This window comes from Burkholderia thailandensis E264, assembly GCF_000012365.1.
Taxonomy (GTDB): domain Bacteria; phylum Pseudomonadota; class Gammaproteobacteria; order Burkholderiales; family Burkholderiaceae; genus Burkholderia; species Burkholderia thailandensis.
Genome location: NC_007650.1, coordinates 1,548,912 through 1,565,845 on the forward strand (window position 1 = coordinate 1,548,912; position 16,934 = coordinate 1,565,845).

Here is a 16,934-nt window from a genome sequence, read left to right on the forward strand (position 1 = left end):
CGCGCATCGCGCCGGCCGCCGGCGAACCACGCGCGTTCGCTCATTCGAGCGGCCGCGCCTTTCGCGACCGCGCCCAGAACAGCATCAGCGCGACCGCGCCGAACATCCCGCCCAGATGCGCGAAATGCGCGATGCCGCTCGCCGCGCCCGCGACGCCGAGCAGCAGCTCGACGCCCGCGTAGAGCAGCGCGCACACCCATGCTCGCATCGGAATCGGCGGAATCAGCAGGACGACGCGGCGCGACGGGTACAGCAGCGCATACGCGGCAAGCACGCCGAACACGCCCGCCGACGCACCGATCGTCGGCGCGGCGCCCGCCGCCGTATAACGCGCGACCGCGAGCTGCGTGAGCGCGCCGCACACGACGCTCGCGAGATAAACCGCGCCGAAGCGCGCGCGGCCGAGCGCGCGCTCGACGTCGCGGCCGAACATCACGAGCCCGAGCATGTTGAACAACAGGTGCGACAGCCCCGCGTGCAGCGCGCTGTACGTCACGATCTGCCAGACGTGAAACGCGGGCGCGGCGGATGGCCCGCCCGCGCCGGGAACCGGCGGCCATAGCGCGAACATCGACAGCACTCGGTCGGGATCGGCAAGCTCGACGAGGAAGCCGATCAGGTTCAGGACGACGATGGCGAGCGTCATGGCGGCCGCGGAAGAAAGAGTGAGGCGTCGCCGGTCATTATGCCGACATCGTGTCGTTCGCGCCGATGCCGCGCGGCCCTGAGCGGCCCTGAGCGGCATCGGCCCGCCGGCTCGCGCGGCGCGGCCGCCGCACCGTGGCCACTTGCGAAGCCGAGGCGGCCAGGACCGCCGCGCGAAGCATGAACGAAGCACGGACGAAGCACGGGCGGCGCGCGGCGGCCGATCGTTCCCGCGCTCCGCCCGTGTGCGCTACAGGCTGATCCGGCCGGCCGCGACGAGCCAGCCCGCGAGCGCCGCAAACGCGACAAGCGCAATCAGGATCGCCGCCTCGAACGGCTTGAAGGGCCGCTCGCCGCGCTCGCGCTTCGCCCACGCGTACAACAGCGCGCCCGGCGCGTAGAGCAGGGCGCTCAGCAGCAGATACTTCGGGCCCGCCGCATACAGCAGCCAGCAGCAATAGACGGTCGCGACGGAGGCCGGCCGGCGCGCTCGCGGGCCACGCCGCACGTCGCGCGGATCTTCCTCGTGCGCGGCATGGCGATGCTGGCCGCGTTCTCCCTGCCCGGATGCCGCCCGAGCGCCGGCGAGCATCGCCTTGAAATCGTCGATGCCGCCGTCGTTTTGCAGTCCGTCGCCGCAGATCGTTTCGAGTTCGAGAATATTGCGCGCGTTTGAATAGCGTTGCGTCCGTATTCGCCGGAGAGTTCAGTCGAATACGTTTGCATAATCGATCACTTTTCATGTTTCGGTTGCGCGACGATGAAAACGCGCTATCGGTTACCGATTCGGTTGCCGATAGCGAGTGCGGCGGTGTTGCCGATTACCTAAAATGCAGGCTGATTCGGGATCGGGCGCGTCGATTTCTGTCCGGCGCCGCGTCGAAAAGGCACGATCCGCACGCTTGATGCCCGTCGACACCCCGCGATAGTGTTCGATCGGACGGCGCGTCGATTCGCGGCAGCTAATAGGCATTAGCAACAGCCGGATTCACTCGTCAACCGACCAGGGCAATACCCGCCGAACGCGCGCGATTATGTCGCGATCGACAATTTCGTTAATTCAATTGCGCTCGGGTGAATCGACACGATTGTGTTAGGCTAAGCGCTCCGCGAAATTTCCGAAAATGGAACGCTCGCTGAATCGTGAATCGAAAATATTTATTCGCAAAATCCCGGCGAGATTTACGCGGATTGTTTCATTCATTAACCATAGAGGCGGCCAGTGACCGTCGATTTGCGCGCCGGCGGCGAACGGCGGCGCGCGACAAGAGGGCGCAGATGCGGAGCATCGACGATGACTGATCCGAAAGACACGGGGGCCGCGCCGCGCGACGCAGCGGCGCTCGCAACGCCGCGCGTCGCGGTGATCGCCGTCACGTTTCGCGGCGACGACGTGATCCTCGTTCAGCGCGGCAAGGAACCGCAGAAGGGCACGTGGGGCTTTCCCGGCGGCTCGGTCGAGCCGGGCGAGAGCCTTCGCGACGCGGCCGCGCGCGAGCTGTTCGAGGAGACCGGCGTGCGCGCGCAGATCGGCGAGCCGATCGACGTCGTCGAGGTGATCGGCTTCGACCCGCACGGCTGGCATCACCACTACGTGCTGGTCGCGATGCTGTGCCGTCATGTCGAGGGCGCGCCGCGGCCGGGCGACGACGCGACGGACTGCCGCTGGGTCCGCGTGCCGGACGGCCTGCCTCGATTCCCGGGCGTTCTCGCTGACCACGTCGTGCGCGTGGCGCAGCGAGCGCACGCCCTTAGTCATTCCAACCGAAAGGAAAACAGCCGATGAAGCGCATGTTCTTGGGCGGACCGTTCAAATCCCTGGTCGACAAGCACACCGGCGTGATGCCGGAAGACAGCATCAACCTGTTTCGCCGCGTGATCGAGCATTTCGAGGAGCGCGGCTGGGATGTGCATTGCGCACACCGGCGCGAGCATTGGGGGCGCGAATTCATGACGCCCGCCGTCTGCACGAAGACCGACTACGAGCAGATCAGCCTGTGCGACTACTTCGTCGCGTTTCCGGGCGCGCCGGCGTCGCCCGGCACGCACATCGAGCTCGGCTGGGCGTCCGCGCTCGGCAAGCCGATCGTGCTGCTGCTCGAAGCCGACAAGGAGTACGCGTACCTCGTGCGCGGCCTCGACGAGATCACGCGCATCGAGCGCGTGGAATTCAGCGGCGGCGGAATCGATCCGGCCGCGATCGAAGCCGCGATCGACCGTTTCGAAGCGCGGGGCTGACATGCGCCGCTATCCGGGTCTCAGCGAGCTCTACCTCGCGACGCTCAGCGACGTCTGCGGCGCGTACGAATTCCGGAGCGCGCCGCGCGGGCACGCGGAGCGCGAAATCATCGGCTACGGCGCACGGATCGACGATCCGCGCGCGCGCTTTTGCCGGCGCGCCGCGCGCAAACAGAACGTCGTCTTCAACTACGCCGAGGCGCTGTGGTATCTGTCCGGCCGCAACGACCTCGAATTCATCGAGCACTACGCGCCGTCGATGGCGCGCTACAGTCCGGACGGCAAGCATCTGCCGGGCACCGGCTACGGCGCGCGGCTCATGCATTACGGCGCGCGCGCGCTCGACCAGATCGAGCGCGCGCTCGACATCCTGTCGCGCGACGACGCCGAGAGCAAGCGCGTCGTGCTGCAGATCTTCAGCGCCGACGAAGACCTGTACCGGCGCAACATCGACGTGTCGTGCACGCTCGGCCTGCAACTGCTGCTGCGCGAGGGCCGGCTGCACATGGTCGCGTTCATGCGCGCGAACGACGCGTACGTCGGGCTCCTGAACGACGTGTTCTCGTTCACGTTCCTGCAGGAGTACGTCGCGACGCGGCTCGACTGCGAGATCGGCGCGTATTCGCATCACGTCGGCTCGATCCACGTCTACGACGACAATCTGCCGCGCGCGCTGGCGCTCCTCGACGACAGCGACGCGCAGATCGTCACCGCCGCCGCGCCGCCGCGGATGCCCGCCGGCACGAGCCCCGCGACGATCGCGCGCGTGCTCGAGCACGAAGGCCGGATTCGCGCGGGGCGGATGTCGCTCGCCGCGCTTCAGGACATCGATCTCGATCCGTACTGGCGCGACGTGCTCGGCCTCTTCTGGATCTACCGCGAAATCAAGGCGGGCAACCCGCCGCCCGACGACGCGCTCGCGTTCGTCGGGCCGTTCCATCGCGCCTATCTGCTGAACCGGTGGGACATGGCGCCCGCCTCGCTTCAATAACGCACAAGGAACCCGATGAAGACCGACTGGACCGAACACGAGGTTTCGCAACGCTTTCACGCATACGACGACCGGATCGAGGCGCGCTTCGGCTACCGGCCGCTGATCGCCGAGCTCACGGGCTCGCTCGGCACCGCGATCCGCGTGCTCGATTACGGCTGCGGCGGCGGCAAGGTCGCGCGGCGCTTGCGCGCGGCGGGCGTCGCGCACGTGACGGGCGTCGACATCGCGCCGACGATGATCGACAACGCGATCGCGGCCGGCGTCGACGACGGGCTGGACTACGTGCATATCGACGGGCCGTTGCTGCCGTTTGACGACGCGAGCTTCGATGCGGCGATCAGTTGCTTCCTGTTCGTCAACATCTCGCAGCGCGCGGAGCTCGCGCGCGTCGCGGCGGAGGTGCTGCGCGTGCTGAAGCCCGGCGGCGCGTACTACGTGCTCGACACGAACCCGCGCGCGACGGGCGTGCAGTTCCCGACGTTCCGCAACGGCGAGCCGGGCATCGTCTACCGCGACGGCGATCCGCGCACGGTCCATCTGCACGTGCCGGGCGAAGGCGTGTTCGACGTCGTCGACACGCACTGGGACATTGCGACGTATCGCCATGCGTTCGAGGCAGCGGGCTTCGCGCTCGCGGCGACGATGGAACTCGGCTTTCGCACGGCGGATGCGGGCGGCGCGCCGGGCGCCTACGCGGATGCCGACGGCAGCAAGCCGTTCGTGCTGTTCAAGGCGGCGAAGCCGCTGCGCTGACGCCGAGCGTCGCGCGCCGCGGCGCGCGGCATGGCAGGGCGGCGCCGCGAACGCCCGGCCGCCGGCACGCGCGCGGCGAAAACGACGCGCACGCGGGCGTCGCCCGGCGGCCCGCCCGATGGGCGACGCGATGCGTTGCGCGGCGTCGCCCGCCCGGCCATCGACGACAAAACGACAAAACTCAACGAAACACGAGGGAACATGATCGCGAACGTACTGACGATCGCCGGCACCGACCCGACGGGCGGCGCGGGCATTCAGGCCGATCTCAAGGCATTTTCCGCAATGCGCGCATACGGGATGGCGGCGATCACCGCGGTCGTCGCGCAGAACACGGCCGGCGTGCGCAGCTTCCGCGCGCTCGATCCGGCGTTCGTGGCCGATCAGATCGACGCGGTGTTCGACGACGTCGCCGTGCACGCGGTCAAGATCGGGATGATCGCGACCGCGCCGATCGCGGAGGCGGTCGCCGCGGCGCTCGTCAGGCATCGCCCCGCGCCCGTCGTGCTCGACCCGGTGATGGTCGCGAAAAGCGGCGACCGGCTGCTCGATCCGGACGCGGTCGACGCGATCCGCGACAAGCTCGTGCCGATCGCCACGTTGATCACGCCGAACCTGCCGGAGGCGGGCGTGCTGCTCGGCCGCGGCGAGCCGCGCACGCTCGCCGAGATGCATGCGGCGGCGGCCGAGCTGCACACGCTCGGTTCGCGCTGGGTGCTGCTCAAGGGCGGCCACCTGCCGGGCGAGCGCAGCGTCGACGTGCTGCGCGGCCCGGCCGCGGCGACGGTCGAGCTGTCCGCGCCGCGCGTCGCGACGAAGAACGACCACGGCACCGGCTGCACGCTGTCGGCCGCGATCGCCGCGCTGCTGCCGCGCCACTCGGTCGAGGACAGCGTCTGCCGCGCGAAGGCGTACCTGAGCGACGCGCTCGCCGCATCCGGCCAACTCGATGTCGGCCACGGGCACGGCCCCGTCCATCACTTCCACGCGCTATGGAACTGACGCGCGCGCCGCGCGCCGGCAAGCGCGCGCATCGGCAGGCGCGCCGATCCCCACGCGTCATTCGACAAGGAACCATCATGCGTCGCCTCCTGTGCTGCCTCACGATCCTTCTGGGTTTTCTGTTCGCCGCGCCGTCGCATGCGGGCGACGCGGCCGCCGTGCAGCAACTGACGGTCGCGCTGTATCCGTGGGTGCCGCGCGTCGACCAGTTCAGGCGCGCGATCGAGAGCGAATGGAAGAAGGTGCAGCCGGCCGTCGCGCTGCGCTTTCTGTCCGCGGATGCGTGGGACGGCGGCTACAAGAACGATCCGCCGGCGAACGCCGACGTCTACGTCTACGACGCGATCTTCTTCGACTACTTCCGCAGCCAGAACTGGCTTGAACCGCTCACGGCGAGCGAGATCCGCAACATCGACGATTTCCTGCCGTACGCGATCCGGGGCGTGAAGTCGGGCGACCTGTACTACAGCATCCCGCAACTCGGCTGCGCGAACGTGCTGTTCTACCGGAAGGACGACGCGGCGCTCGCGGCCGCGACGACGCTCACGCAGGTGCGCAGCGCGCTCGGGCAATGCACGTTCACGAGCGAGATTGCGCCGGACAAGCGCGGGCTGATGGTCGACATGTCCGGCCGGACGACGAACGCCGCGCTCTACCTGGACGCCGAGCACAGCCGCACGGGCGCGTACCCGCTGCCGCTGCCGTGGAGCGCGAACGACCTGAACGGCGGCGCGCTCGGCAGCCTGCGCGCGCTGATGGCGATGTCGAGCTGGCCGAACGCGACGGCCGAACTGCCCGGCCAATACGATCGCTCCGCCTGGTTCAGCGACGGCGACGGGCGCGCGGTGATCGGCTATTCGGAATCGATGTCGGCGATGAGCGAAGCGGCGCGGCGCAATCTCGACTTCAAGTTCCTGCCGCTGTCGGACGAGCCGCAGCCGCCGCTCTTCTACGCGGACGTGATCGGCGTGAACACGACGACGAACGCGCGCGGCACGCGCGCGCTCGCGGTACAGCTCGCGAACGTGATCGCCGCGTCGTCGACGATGGTGCAAAGCGTCGGGCCGGACGGCAGCGGCGTGCCGCAGTATCTGTTCTCCGCACGGCGCAGCGTGCTGCAGACGCTCGCGCAGCGCTATCCGCTCTATCGGAAGATGGTCGCGCTGCTCGACGCGCGCGAGCCGGTGATGTTCAAGATCGACGCGCAGTCGCGCAACTGGCTCGCGTCGATGAGCGGGCCGATCGCGCAGCGCGCGCGCGCCGATTATCCGTGCGGCTGCGACATCGACACTGCCTTGCCGATCGCCGACTATCGCGGCGCGCAGGCCGTGTGTCCGACCGTCTGCGCGGCGCAGGGCGGCTGGAACGGCCAATGGGCCAACCAGTCGCCGGCGGCGCCCGCCGGGCAGTCCGCGTGCGGCTGCAACGCGTGCCCGATTTCAGCCGCCGCGAAACCGCCGCGCGCGCTCGCCACCCGCGCCGCGCCTGCCGAGCGCGAGAAGCCGTGACGGACGGCGCCCGGCCGGGCCGACGCGGCAGGCCAGGCGCCCGATGCGCCCGGCGCCGGCGGGCGCGTCCGGATCGCCTGCTAGAGCTGCACGCATGCGCACATCTGGCCGAAGAACTCGACCTGTGCGCGCGACTCATGAATCTCACACTGCAGATCGCCGCTCAGCCGCCCGAACTCGAGCGGCTTGCCGATGCCGAGCACCGTCGAATCGGGATCGGCCGACAGCGCCCGCAGCATTTCCGCGAGCCATGAACTGAGCTTCGTGGCCGTCCCGCCGTCGACCGGCACCTCGTACGACATCCTCGGCAGCGGCAGCCCCGCGGCCGCGAACAGCTTCACCATCCGGTGCGCGACGTCGAACGACGGGAACGACCGCTTGCAGCGCTCGAGAATCTCCGCCGTCACCGAATCCCAGAGCGGCAGGGGCGGCGTCGACATCGGCTTGCGCACGAAATCGGGCTCGTGCAGCGCGAGATATCCGCCGGGCCTCACGAAGCGCGCCGCGTGGCGGACGAACTCGGCCGCGTGCAACTGATGCATCAGCACGTAGCGGGAGACGACGACGTCGAAGCCGTGCGCGCCTTCGACCTGATCGAGGCCGCACGCGCGAAAGCGGATGTTGTGCAGTCGCGCGCGCTCGGCGTTGGCGCTTGCCGCTTCGATCGCGGCGTCGCTCGGGTCGATCGCGACGACGCTGCCGCCCGGGCCGACCATCTCGGCCGCGAGCATGCCGACGCCGCCCGTCCCGCAGCCGATGTCGAGCACGCGCATCGAGGGTCGAAGTCGCGCGTTCTCGAGCAGGCGCCGCGTGACGGGCTTCAGCATCTCCGACTGGAAATCCAGCCGGCGAAGTTCTATCGGCGAGTGCCCCAACGTGTATTTGGACATGGTTCGTTCGATCTCCTCTCATGGTTGCGGATTCGGCGGCGGCGGCGCAAATGCGTCGGCCGCGCGGCGCGCGCGCCGTTCGTGTGCAGCCGATCGCGCGCGCCTGCTCGCGAACGTGCGAACGTGCCGGCGGGCAACGCGCGGCGGCCCGCATCGGACGCGAGGCACGAACGCGCCGCGCCGCATGCCCGCGTCGACGGCAAGCCCATTCGAGACGCTCGCGCATTGCGCGACCGAGACAAGACGCGTACGCGCGCCGCATCGACGATATTCCGTGTAACGACAGGCGGCATCGTTCGACGTCCGGCAACGCATCATGCTGCCGACGCGGCGACGCGTTCGCGATACCGTGCGGAATCGATGCGAAGCGCGCGTCGAAGCCAGCGCGAATCGCGACGATACGCGACGAATCGCGATGAATCTCGCCTTGATAGCACGCGCATGCGCATGCGGAAAGCGCGAAGCTTCGGAGGTCGACCGATGTCCGGACGACTGCGGCCAAGCGCCGGAACCCGCGCGACGTCATCGCCCGCAGTCATCGCCCGCAGTCGTGGCCGACACCGCTCGACGATTCGCTCCGATTCGCTCGATACGCGCGCGCATCGAGCGCCGCACCGGGTTCGATGCGCGCGCGGCGGACTGCGAACCACGATTCGCGCAGTCCTGGCGACGGCGGCGGCCCATTCGTCCGTCGCCCATCGCCCCGAATGCGCGTCAAGCCGCGCGCATCCCGTCCCCGGAGCGCTTGACCTGCATCAAGCCGGCCATCACCGATGGCCCGCACCCTTTAGACAAGCGAAACAGTGCGCGCCAGCGTGGCGCGCACGTTTTCGCGGTCCGAACGGAGAAATCGCCATGCGAAACACTGTTCATCGATGGGCGCGCGCCGTAGCCGCCGTCGTCGCCGTTGCCGCGCTCGGCTCGACGGCCGCCGTGAGCGCGACGCTCGAACCCGCCACGCAAAACGGCGTCGCCTACGTGACGGGCGGCATCGGCCAGGACGAGGTCGACGCCATCCGCGCGGCCGCGCCGAAGTACAACCTGCGCATGATGTTCGCGTCGCGCAGCGGCGAATATCTGTCCGACGTCGACGTGACGATTCGTTCGGCGGCGGCGCAGCCTGTGCTGATCGTTCACACCAAGGGCCCGTTCCTGTATGCGCGGCTGCCGGCGGGGCAGTACCGGATCGATGCCCGCTACGGCGGCGCCGAGCAGCGGCGAAACGTGCGCGTGCCCGCACGCGGCGGCGTCCAGGTCGATTTCCGCTGGACCGAGCCCGATCGGCGCGGCGCGATGCAGATCTGCGATCCCGGTCCATGTCCCCGTCAACGTTGAGCGTCGCGCGTTCGATCGCGCCGCGCGAGCGGCCAGGCGGACGCGCCGCGATCGTCCCGTGAGCGCCCGGTCGGCCGCGCCGGATCGGCCGGACGGCGCGCCGGACGCGACGGCGCCCGCCGCCGACGCGTGGCGGCGCACGCCCGCGAGCGGCCTGTCGAGCGCGCAGGCGGCGGAGTTGCGCCGGCGCTTTGGCCCGAACGCGATCGACACGGGCGCCGGCCGCGGCGCGTGGCGCACGTCGCTCGACGTGCTGCGCGAGCCGATGCTGCTCCTGCTGCTCGGCGCGGGCGCCGTCTATCTGGCGCTCGGCGAATTGCCGGACGCGCTGACGCTGCTCGCGTTCGTCGCCGCGATCGCCGCGCTCACGATCGTGCAGAGCCAGCGCACCGCGGGCGTGCTCGCCGCGCTGCGCGCGCTGTCCGCGCCGCGCGCCGACGTGATGCGCGACGGCGAACGCCGGCTCGTCTCGGCCACCGAGCTGGTGCCGGGCGATCTGCTGTGGATCGCCGAAGGCGCGCGCGTGCCGGCCGACGGCTGGCTCGTCGACGCGCACGAGCTGAGCGTCGACGAATCGCTGCTGACGGGCGAATCGGTGCCGCTCGACAAGGCAGCCGAGCGGCCCGACGCGCCGACGCCCGACGAAGCCGCGTGCCGCGTCTATTTCGGCTCGATGGTCGTGCGCGGGCAGGGGCGGATGATCGTCACTGACACCGGGGCGCGCACCGCGCTCGGCCGCATCGGCAAGTCGCTCACGAGCATCGCGGGCGCGCCGTCGCCGCTGCAGCGCGACGCGCGCGCGCTCGCGAACCGAATCGCGCTCGTCGCGCTCGCGCTGTGCGCGGCGCTCGTCGCCGTCTACCGCTGGCGCTCGGGCGAATGGCTGCCGGGCGTGCTCGCGGGGATCACGCTCGCGATGGGCATCTTTCCCGAGGAAATTCCCGTCGTGATGACCGTGTTCATGGCGCTCGGCGCGCGCCGCATCGCCGACGAGGGCATGCTCACGCGCCGCATGAGCGCGATCGAGGCGCTCGGGCAGACGTCGGTGCTGTGCGTCGACAAGACGGGCACGCTCACGCAGAACCGGATGACGGTGCGCGCGCTGTTCGCGAACGGCCGGCGCTGGACGCTCGGCGACGACGCGCTCGACATCGACGAGTCGTTCCACGAGCTGCTCGAATATCTGGTGCTCGCCAGCGAGATCGAGCCCGTCGATCCGATGGAGCGCGCGTTCCGGCATGCGGGCCGCCGATGCCTCGCCGGCACCGAGCATCTGCACGACGACTGGTCGCTCGTCCAGGAATATGCGCTGACCCCCGAGCTGCCGGCGATGTCGCACGTGTGGCGCGCGCCGCGGCTCGATCATTGCCCGGTCGCGTGCAAGGGCGCGCCCGAGGCGATCATCTCGCTGTGCCATCTCGACGGCGCGACGGCGCGCGCGCTGTTCGACGAAGCCGAGCGCATGGCCGCGCGCGGGCTGCGCGTGCTCGGCGTCGCGCGGGCCGCGCACGCGCGAGGCGAATGGCCCGCGCGGCAGCACGACTTCGATTTCCGGTTCGTCGGGCTGGTCGGCCTGATCGACCCGGTGCGCGCCGAGGTGGCCGACGCGATCGCCACGTGCCGCGCGGCCGGCATCCGCGTCGTGATGATCACGGGCGACTATCCGTCGACCGCGCGCGCGGTCGCGGGCGAGGTCGGCGTCGCCGCGCATGCGGTCGTCACGGGCGACGAAATCGCGGCGATGAGCGACGCGGCGCTCGGCGAAGCGGCCGAGCGCGCCGACGTGTTCGCGCGCGTGCGGCCGGACCAGAAGCTGCGCCTCGTCACCGCGCTCGAACGCGGCGGGCACGTCGTCGCGATGACGGGCGACGGCGTGAACGACGCGCCCGCGCTGAAGGCCGCGCACGTCGGCATCGCGATGGGGCTGCACGGCGCCGAGGTCGCGCGCGAGGTCGCCGCGCTCGTGCTGCTGCGCGACGATTTCACGCCGATCGTGTCGGCGATCCGCCAGGGCCGGCGCATCTACGCGAACCTGATGCAGGCGCTCGGCTATACGGTCTCCGTCCATCTGCCGATGATCGCCGCGGTGATGGTGCCCGCGCTCGCCGGCTGGCCCGCGATGCTCGCGCCGCTGCACATCGTGTCGCTGCAGCTCGTGATCGATCCGGTGTGCTCGCTCGTGTTCGAGAACGAGCCCGCGCGCATCGACGCGATGCGCGTGCCGCCGAGGCCGCCGCACGTGCGGCCGTGGACGTCGCCGCTCATCGCGCGGGGCGCGGCGGCGGGCGCGCTCGCGGCGGCCGGCGTGATCGGCCTGTACGCGCTGCTGCTCGCGCGCGGTGGCGACCCGGCATTCGCGCGCACCGTGGCGTTCGTCGCGCTCGTCGCGGTCAACGTCGCGCTGATCTTCGTCGTCCGTTCGCTCGCGGGCGGCGAGCGCGCAAGCAGGCCGTTCGCGGGCAACCGGTATCTGTGGATCGTGCCCGCGTGCGCCGCGTGCGGGCTGCTGGCGCTGCTCGCGGTCCCGCCGCTCGCGGCGCTGTTCGGGCTCGTCCCGCTGCTCGCGCGCTGAGCGCGGCGCCCGAGCCGCGCAGCCGCGCCGCCGATTCGAGGAATCACGCCGATGTCGACTCTCGCCGCATTGTTCGCCACGATCCTGCTGCTGAACCTCGTGCCGGCGTTCGCGCCGCCGACGTGGATGGCGATGTCGTGGCTCGGCTTCAGCCGGCCCGAAGACGATCCGCTGCTGATGGCGCTCGTCGCGGCGGGCGCGGCGACGAGCGGCCGGCTGATGCTCGCCAAGGCGTCGCGCGCGCTCGTGCGAGGGCGCCTGATGGGCGAAGCGGACCGCCGCAACGTCGACGTCGCGAGGGCGTGGATCGAGCAGCGCCGGCGCGCGACCGCCTGGGTGCTGCTTGCGTATGCGTTCAGTCCGCTGCCGTCGAACTATCTGTTCATCGCCTACGGGCTGACCGGGCTGCCGCTGCCGCTGATCGGCGTGCCGTTCTTCTTCGGGCGGCTGGCGAGCTACGCGCTGTGGGCGTGGCTCGGTCAGTTCACGCACGATTACGTCGAGCCGGAATCGAATCTCGGCGGCGCGTATCTCGGCCTCTATTTCGCGGTGTCGCAGCTCGCGTTTCTCGCGCTCGTCTATGTATTCGCGAAGATCGACTGGGCGTATCTGCAGCGCGAGCGCAAGCTGCGCTTTCGACGCGCAGGAAAGGACGGCGGCGGGGCAAACGCCTGACGGCCGCGGGGCGGCGCGCGAGCGATCGACGGCTTCGCGGGCCACCGCGCGCCCGCGGCGGCCGAGGCGAGCGCGTCGCGCGCCGGCGCGTTGCCGCGCGAAAAGGATGCGCCGGGCCGTGCGAATCGCCGGCGCGCGCCGCATCCGCAGCGGCGTCAGGACGGGCGGCGCGCGCCGCGTTGCGCCGGCGCGTCGGTCGTCTCGCGCTTTCGGGCCGCGCGAGACGCCGCGCGCGCCATCCATCCGAGCGCGGCCGCCTTCAGCAGCGCGAGCGCGATTGCAAAGCCGATCGTCGCGACGAACGCCGCCGCGACGATCGGAAACGCGAGCGGCGTCATCAGCGCGCCGCTCGTCGTCAGCGCGACGGCGAGCGCGACGTCGGCGAGCGACGAGCCGACGAGCAGCGCCCCCGGCCGCGTCGGCCGCCCGCGCCGGCGGTTGCGGATCACGTAGACGACTGCCTGGCTGTCGAACACGAGCGTGGCGAACGCGAGGCTGCGCAGCGCGTCGATCGGCAGCGCATAACGAAAATAGGCGACCGCGATCACGGCGATGCCGAACGCGCACTGGCACAGGCCGATCGCGACGGCGATCAACGTGATTCGCCGCATTCTCCATGCGTCCGGCATGGCCGACGGGCTCACGCGGTCGGTCGTCAGCGCCATCGTGATGAAGTCGCCCGTGACGAGCAGCAGCGCCATCAGCATCGGCGTCAGGAGCGCGTGCCCCGTCATGACGACGCCTGCCGCGAGAAACAGCACGAGATGGATTTTCTTCGCAAGCGCGTTGAGCGCGTATGTCGTCAGTCGCTCGAACGCGAGGCGGCCCTCGACGATCGCCGCGACGATGCCGTCGAGGCCGGGCTTGGTCAGCACGATCGCCGCGGCCTTTTTCGCGACGTCGGTCGCGCTCGACACCGCGATGCCCGCCTGCGCCTGCCGCAGCGCGGGCGCGTCGTTGACGCCGTCGCCGCACATCGCGACGACGTGCCCGTCGCCCTGGAACGCCTTCACCAGATGGAACTTGTCTTCGGGCAGCACCTGCGCGTAGACGTCGACATCCTCGGACGGGCGCGGCGGCCGGCTCGCATCCGTGCGCGACGCGACGCGCGCGCCGAGCCCGACCGCGCGCGCGCCGAGCCCGACCGCGCGCGCGACGACGGCGGCCGTCGCCGCCGTGTCGCCCGTGATCATCACCGCGCGCACGCCCATCGCGCGCAGCTTCGAGACGAGCGGCGCGGAATCGGCGCGCGGCGGATCGCCAAGGCCGACATAGCCGACGAGCGAAACGGGGCCGCCGTCTTGCCCGGCGGCGACGGCAAGCACGCGCAGCCCGTTTCGCGCGAGCGCATCGATCGCGGCCGTGTCGACGGGTACCCCCGCCGCCGCGGCAACCGCCGCGGGCGCGCCCTTGAGCACGCGCAGCATCCGTGCGCCGCCGACATCGACGTACGCGTCGGCGATCCTGCGCGTCGGATCGAACGGCGTGAATCGCACGACGCGCGCGTCCGCGAGCGGCCGCGAACAGTGCGCCGCGCTCGCGCGCCTGAGCGCCGCGTCGCGAATCGCCGTATCGACGGCGTCCGGCGAGCCTTCCGCGCTCGCGAGCGCCGCGCAGGCAAGCACGTCGTCTTCGCCCGCGTCCGGCGACGCCGCGCGCACCGCGTCCACCCGCATTGCGTTCTCGGTCAGCGTGCCGGTCTTGTCGACGCACAGCACGTCGACGGCCGCGGCGTCGTGCAGCGCGGACAGACGCGTGAGCAGGACGCCGCCGCGCGCGAGACGCTGCGCGCCGAGCGCGGCCGCGAGCGTGAAGGTTGCCGGCAGCGCGACCGGAATCGACACGAGCACCGCCGTCAGCACGAGCGCGACGAGATGCGGCAGCGCCATGCCGGCCGCGTGCGCGTACAGCACGAGCGCGGCGACGATCGCCGCATTCACGATCGCGAGATTGCGCACGGCCGCGACGATCGCGCGCTGCTCGCTGCTGTCGCCCGCCGCCGTGCGGACCAGTTCGGCCGTGCGGCCGAAGTAGGTGCGCGCGCCCGTCGCCGTCACTTCGGCTATCGCGGCGCCCTGGCGCACGAGCGCGCCCGCGTAAGCCGCCGCGCCCGCGCCCGCGTCGACGGGAGCGGATTCGCCCGTCAGCATCGACTGGTCGAGCAGCACCGCGCCGGAGGCGATCCGCACGTCGGCGGGCACGATCACGCCGAGCGCCAGCCTCACGGCGTCGCCGGGCACGAGCGACGCCGCCGGAACGCGTGTCCATCGCCCGTCGCGCTTGACCGTCGCCACGGGCGCGAGCCGAGCCTTCAGCGCGTCCAGCACGCCGGCCGCGCGCGTTTCCTGAAACAGGCTGAGCGCGACGTTGAAGATCAGCAGCGCGCCGATGATCGCCGCCTCGAGCCGCTCGCCGACGACGAGCTGCAACACGATCGCCGCTTCGAGCATCCACGGGATCGGCGCCCAGAAACGCGCGGCGATGCGCCGCGCAAGCGGCACGCGCGTCTCGGCCACTTCGTTCGGGCCCGATTGCGCAAGGCGCTGCGCGGCTTGCGCGCTCGTCAGGCCTTGCAGGTCGCCCGCGTCCATCATCGCGGCGCGGCCACGGTCGGGCCGCGGCGGGGCGCGGCAGGGCGTCGCGCGAGTGCACGCGCGCGGGGCGAGCGGCGCGCGAGTTCGACGCGGGTATCGGGTTCGACGCCGGCGCCCGCGCTCCGGCACGGCGGCCGCGCCTGATCGGCCACTCGGCGGGCCGAGGGCCGGCATCCGCCGCGCCCGGGCGCCGGCGAGCGAGTGACGTCGATGTTTCGCGGAGCCGTCATCGCCGCGCTACAGCTCGGGCAGATACGCGGGCTCGGCCCGCCGCTCGCGCGCCTTCGCCTGGGCCGCCCGCACGAACGGCTGCACGGCGACACCGGCGATCGGACGCCGCAGCGCGCCCGGCCAGATGCCGCGCCTCAGCGCGGCGACGAGCCCCGCCGCCTCCAGATAATTGTCGACCTCGTGCAGTTGCCCCGGCGCCCACGGCAGATCCGCGAGCCGGTTGCGCATGACGTTCGCGTTGCCGCGCACCGCGATGACCGGCATCCGCTGCTCGAGCGCCGCGAGCACCGGCAGCCCGATACAGCCGTCCGGCGTGATCACGCACGACACGTCGGCGGCCGTGAGCGTGCCGCTCGCACGCATTGCGGCAGCGCTCGCGACGATCCGCGGGCTCTGCTTCAGGCCTTTCAGCACGCACATGAAGAAGCCGGTGGAAATCGCTTCGGCGGCCATCCGCGGATCGACGATGCCGATGTCCTCGTGCGCGACCGCCGCCGAGTCGGACATCGGCGCATGCGCGGCCGGCACGTTCAGGAGCAGCGACAGCGCGTGCGTGAGCAGCGCCTCGGCGCCGCCCCACGGATTCACGAGCTCGCCGTGGCTGCGGAAATACGCGATGCGCCGCTCGGCCTCCACCGCGACGCGGCTCGACAGCGCGATCGCGTCGAACTCGCCGCGCCGCGCGGCGATCGCATCGAGCAGCCGGTCGAGATGCCTGACCGTGCCCGTCGCCCGCCCGGACGGCATGAAATGCGACGCCACCTGCACGTCGGGATCGGTCAGCACGACGCCGGGGCACTGGATGCCGCACGTCGCGCCGGCGGCCGCCACCGAGTTGATCGCCGCATGGAGGATCGGTGCGTCGTCGTGCGCCTCGACGATCGCGAGCACGCGATTCGCGCGCACGCGCCGCAAGCCGATCGTGCCCATCAGCAGGCGCGTCAGCGTGCTGCCCTCGAGGTACAGCGCATTCCCGGGCATCTCGTTCAGATCGGATGCGTTGACCGCATTCGGATGGGTGAGCAGCGTGTCGCAGACCGATGCGAGCAGCGCGACGGCCGGCGCCGCGTCGCCGGCATGCCCGCCGATCGCGCAGCCGATGCCGGTGGGCACGATCATTGCGACGTTGAATGCGTCCGTTTCGCCGATCTCGCGCTCGACGAATCCGAACGCCGAATTCGTCGCGACGCCCGCGGGCGCGTCTTCGATCACGCCGACTTCGCACCGCCACGTCGTCGCGTCGCTCGACGCGACGACGAACCGGACCGGCAGCGACGACGCGCCCACCTGCCGCATCACCGCGCGCTCGACGTGCGAAAGCGGCCGCTCGGACGCGGCCGGCACGGGGATCTCGATACTCAGCTCTCGCACCTGCATGATGGCCTCCCACTCGACGCTCCGCCGCCGCGCCTCGATTTTGAGCGAGGCCCCGGCGCGGCGATTGACGCAAGTCAAGGCCCGCCCGGACGCGACGCCTAGGCTTGTCTCGCATGCGAT

Annotated in this window: 14 protein-coding genes and 1 pseudogene; 10 read left to right on the forward strand and 5 right to left on the reverse strand. The window is 71.1% G+C overall.

The genetic code is table 11. From position 1 onward, the window contains the following. Positions 1-40: 40 nt before the first annotated feature. On the reverse strand, positions 41-646 hold the full coding sequence (locus tag BTH_RS06650; RefSeq protein WP_009896948.1) for a rhomboid family intramembrane serine protease: 606 nt from the start codon (positions 644-646) through the stop codon (positions 41-43). A 249-nt stretch (positions 647-895) separates the two neighbouring features. Beyond that, positions 896-1,120 (reverse strand): annotated as a pseudogene (locus tag BTH_RS06655) (amino acid permease); the annotation flags it as partial. A 60-nt stretch (positions 1,121-1,180) separates the two neighbouring features. Here BTH_RS06655 and BTH_RS34325 point away from each other — a divergent pair. The 7 genes from BTH_RS34325 (at position 1,181) to bcmE (ending at position 7,140) form a co-directional block, all read left to right on the forward strand. After that, complete coding sequence (locus tag BTH_RS34325) at positions 1,181-1,321, forward strand: hypothetical protein (protein WP_167316229.1); 141 nt, start codon at positions 1,181-1,183, stop codon at positions 1,319-1,321. Between the two features lie 618 nt (positions 1,322-1,939). Further along, positions 1,940-2,431, forward strand: a complete 492-nt coding sequence (locus tag BTH_RS06660; RefSeq protein WP_009896951.1) for an NUDIX hydrolase — start codon at positions 1,940-1,942, stop codon at positions 2,429-2,431. Beyond that, a complete protein-coding gene (locus BTH_RS06665; RefSeq protein WP_009896955.1) occupies positions 2,428-2,883 on the forward strand; it encodes a nucleoside 2-deoxyribosyltransferase in 456 nt (151 codons plus the stop codon). Before BTH_RS06660 ends, BTH_RS06665 begins: the two co-directional genes overlap by 4 nt. Before the next feature lies 1 nt (position 2,884). Beyond that, a complete protein-coding gene (locus BTH_RS06670) occupies positions 2,885-3,874 on the forward strand; it encodes a thymidylate synthase (RefSeq protein WP_009896957.1) in 990 nt (329 codons plus the stop codon). 15 nt (positions 3,875-3,889) lie between these two features. Then, positions 3,890-4,630: a class I SAM-dependent methyltransferase gene (locus BTH_RS06675; RefSeq protein ID WP_009896959.1), complete on the forward strand. Its 741-nt coding sequence runs from the start codon at positions 3,890-3,892 to the stop codon at positions 4,628-4,630. A 201-nt stretch (positions 4,631-4,831) separates the two neighbouring features. Further along, positions 4,832-5,632, forward strand: coding sequence for a bifunctional hydroxymethylpyrimidine kinase/phosphomethylpyrimidine kinase (thiD, locus tag BTH_RS06680; protein WP_009907667.1), 801 nt, complete (start codon positions 4,832-4,834; stop codon positions 5,630-5,632). A 77-nt stretch (positions 5,633-5,709) separates the two neighbouring features. After that, the gene (gene bcmE / locus BTH_RS06685) at positions 5,710-7,140 is read left to right on the forward strand and encodes a thiamine pyridinylase (protein ID WP_009896963.1); all 1,431 of its coding nucleotides are present in this window, start codon (positions 5,710-5,712) and stop codon (positions 7,138-7,140) included. A gap of 80 nt (positions 7,141-7,220) precedes the next feature. Here the strand turns inward: bcmE and BTH_RS06690 are convergent, their stop codons facing one another. Further along, positions 7,221-8,030: an SAM-dependent methyltransferase gene (locus tag BTH_RS06690; RefSeq protein WP_009907668.1), complete on the reverse strand. Its 810-nt coding sequence runs from the start codon at positions 8,028-8,030 to the stop codon at positions 7,221-7,223. An 855-nt stretch (positions 8,031-8,885) separates the two neighbouring features. Between BTH_RS06690 and BTH_RS06700 the strand changes: the two genes are divergently transcribed. The 3 genes from BTH_RS06700 to BTH_RS06710 are packed head-to-tail and all read left to right on the forward strand — an operon-like array spanning position 8,886 to position 12,612. Continuing rightward, positions 8,886-9,365, forward strand: coding sequence for a carboxypeptidase regulatory-like domain-containing protein (locus tag BTH_RS06700; protein WP_009896969.1), 480 nt, complete (start codon positions 8,886-8,888; stop codon positions 9,363-9,365). Positions 9,366-9,423: 58 nt separating this feature from the next. After that, a complete protein-coding gene (locus BTH_RS06705) occupies positions 9,424-11,937 on the forward strand; it encodes a cation-translocating P-type ATPase (protein WP_009896971.1) in 2,514 nt (837 codons plus the stop codon). Between the two features lie 51 nt (positions 11,938-11,988). Next, the gene (locus BTH_RS06710; RefSeq protein WP_009896973.1) at positions 11,989-12,612 is read left to right on the forward strand and encodes a hypothetical protein; all 624 of its coding nucleotides are present in this window, start codon (positions 11,989-11,991) and stop codon (positions 12,610-12,612) included. Positions 12,613-12,767: 155 nt separating this feature from the next. Here BTH_RS06710 and BTH_RS06715 read toward each other — a convergent pair whose 3' ends face one another. Continuing rightward, the gene (locus BTH_RS06715; RefSeq protein ID WP_161654357.1) at positions 12,768-15,206 is read right to left on the reverse strand and encodes an HAD-IC family P-type ATPase; all 2,439 of its coding nucleotides are present in this window, start codon (positions 15,204-15,206) and stop codon (positions 12,768-12,770) included. Between the two features lie 237 nt (positions 15,207-15,443). Further along, entirely contained in the window at positions 15,444-16,814 is a 1,371-nt protein-coding gene (locus BTH_RS06720; RefSeq protein ID WP_009896976.1) for a DUF3326 domain-containing protein, read from the reverse strand. Positions 16,815-16,934 lie beyond the last annotated feature (120 nt).

Bases quoted from the DNA above. Each gene is read 5' to 3' on its own strand.
- BTH_RS06670 (WP_009896957.1), top strand. From the start codon at position 2,885: ATGCGCCGCTATCCGGGTCTCAGCGAGCTCTACCTCGCGACGCTCAGC.
- bcmE (WP_009896963.1), top strand. From the start codon at position 5,710: ATGCGTCGCCTCCTGTGCTGCCTCACGATCCTTCTGGGTTTTCTGTTC.
- BTH_RS34325 (WP_167316229.1), top strand. From the start codon at position 1,181: ATGGCGATGCTGGCCGCGTTCTCCCTGCCCGGATGCCGCCCGAGCGCC.
- thiD (WP_009907667.1), top strand. From the start codon at position 4,832: ATGATCGCGAACGTACTGACGATCGCCGGCACCGACCCGACGGGCGGC.
- BTH_RS06700 (WP_009896969.1), top strand. From the start codon at position 8,886: ATGCGAAACACTGTTCATCGATGGGCGCGCGCCGTAGCCGCCGTCGTC.
- BTH_RS06650 (WP_009896948.1), bottom strand. From the start codon at position 646: ATGACGCTCGCCATCGTCGTCCTGAACCTGATCGGCTTCCTCGTCGAG.
- BTH_RS06675 (WP_009896959.1), top strand. From the start codon at position 3,890: ATGAAGACCGACTGGACCGAACACGAGGTTTCGCAACGCTTTCACGCA.
- BTH_RS06710 (WP_009896973.1), top strand. From the start codon at position 11,989: ATGTCGACTCTCGCCGCATTGTTCGCCACGATCCTGCTGCTGAACCTC.
- BTH_RS06660 (WP_009896951.1), top strand. From the start codon at position 1,940: ATGACTGATCCGAAAGACACGGGGGCCGCGCCGCGCGACGCAGCGGCG.
- BTH_RS06690 (WP_009907668.1), bottom strand. From the start codon at position 8,030: ATGTCCAAATACACGTTGGGGCACTCGCCGATAGAACTTCGCCGGCTG.
- BTH_RS06665 (WP_009896955.1), top strand. From the start codon at position 2,428: ATGAAGCGCATGTTCTTGGGCGGACCGTTCAAATCCCTGGTCGACAAG.
- BTH_RS06715 (WP_161654357.1), bottom strand. From the start codon at position 15,206: ATGATGGACGCGGGCGACCTGCAAGGCCTGACGAGCGCGCAAGCCGCG.
- BTH_RS06720 (WP_009896976.1), bottom strand. From the start codon at position 16,814: ATGCAGGTGCGAGAGCTGAGTATCGAGATCCCCGTGCCGGCCGCGTCC.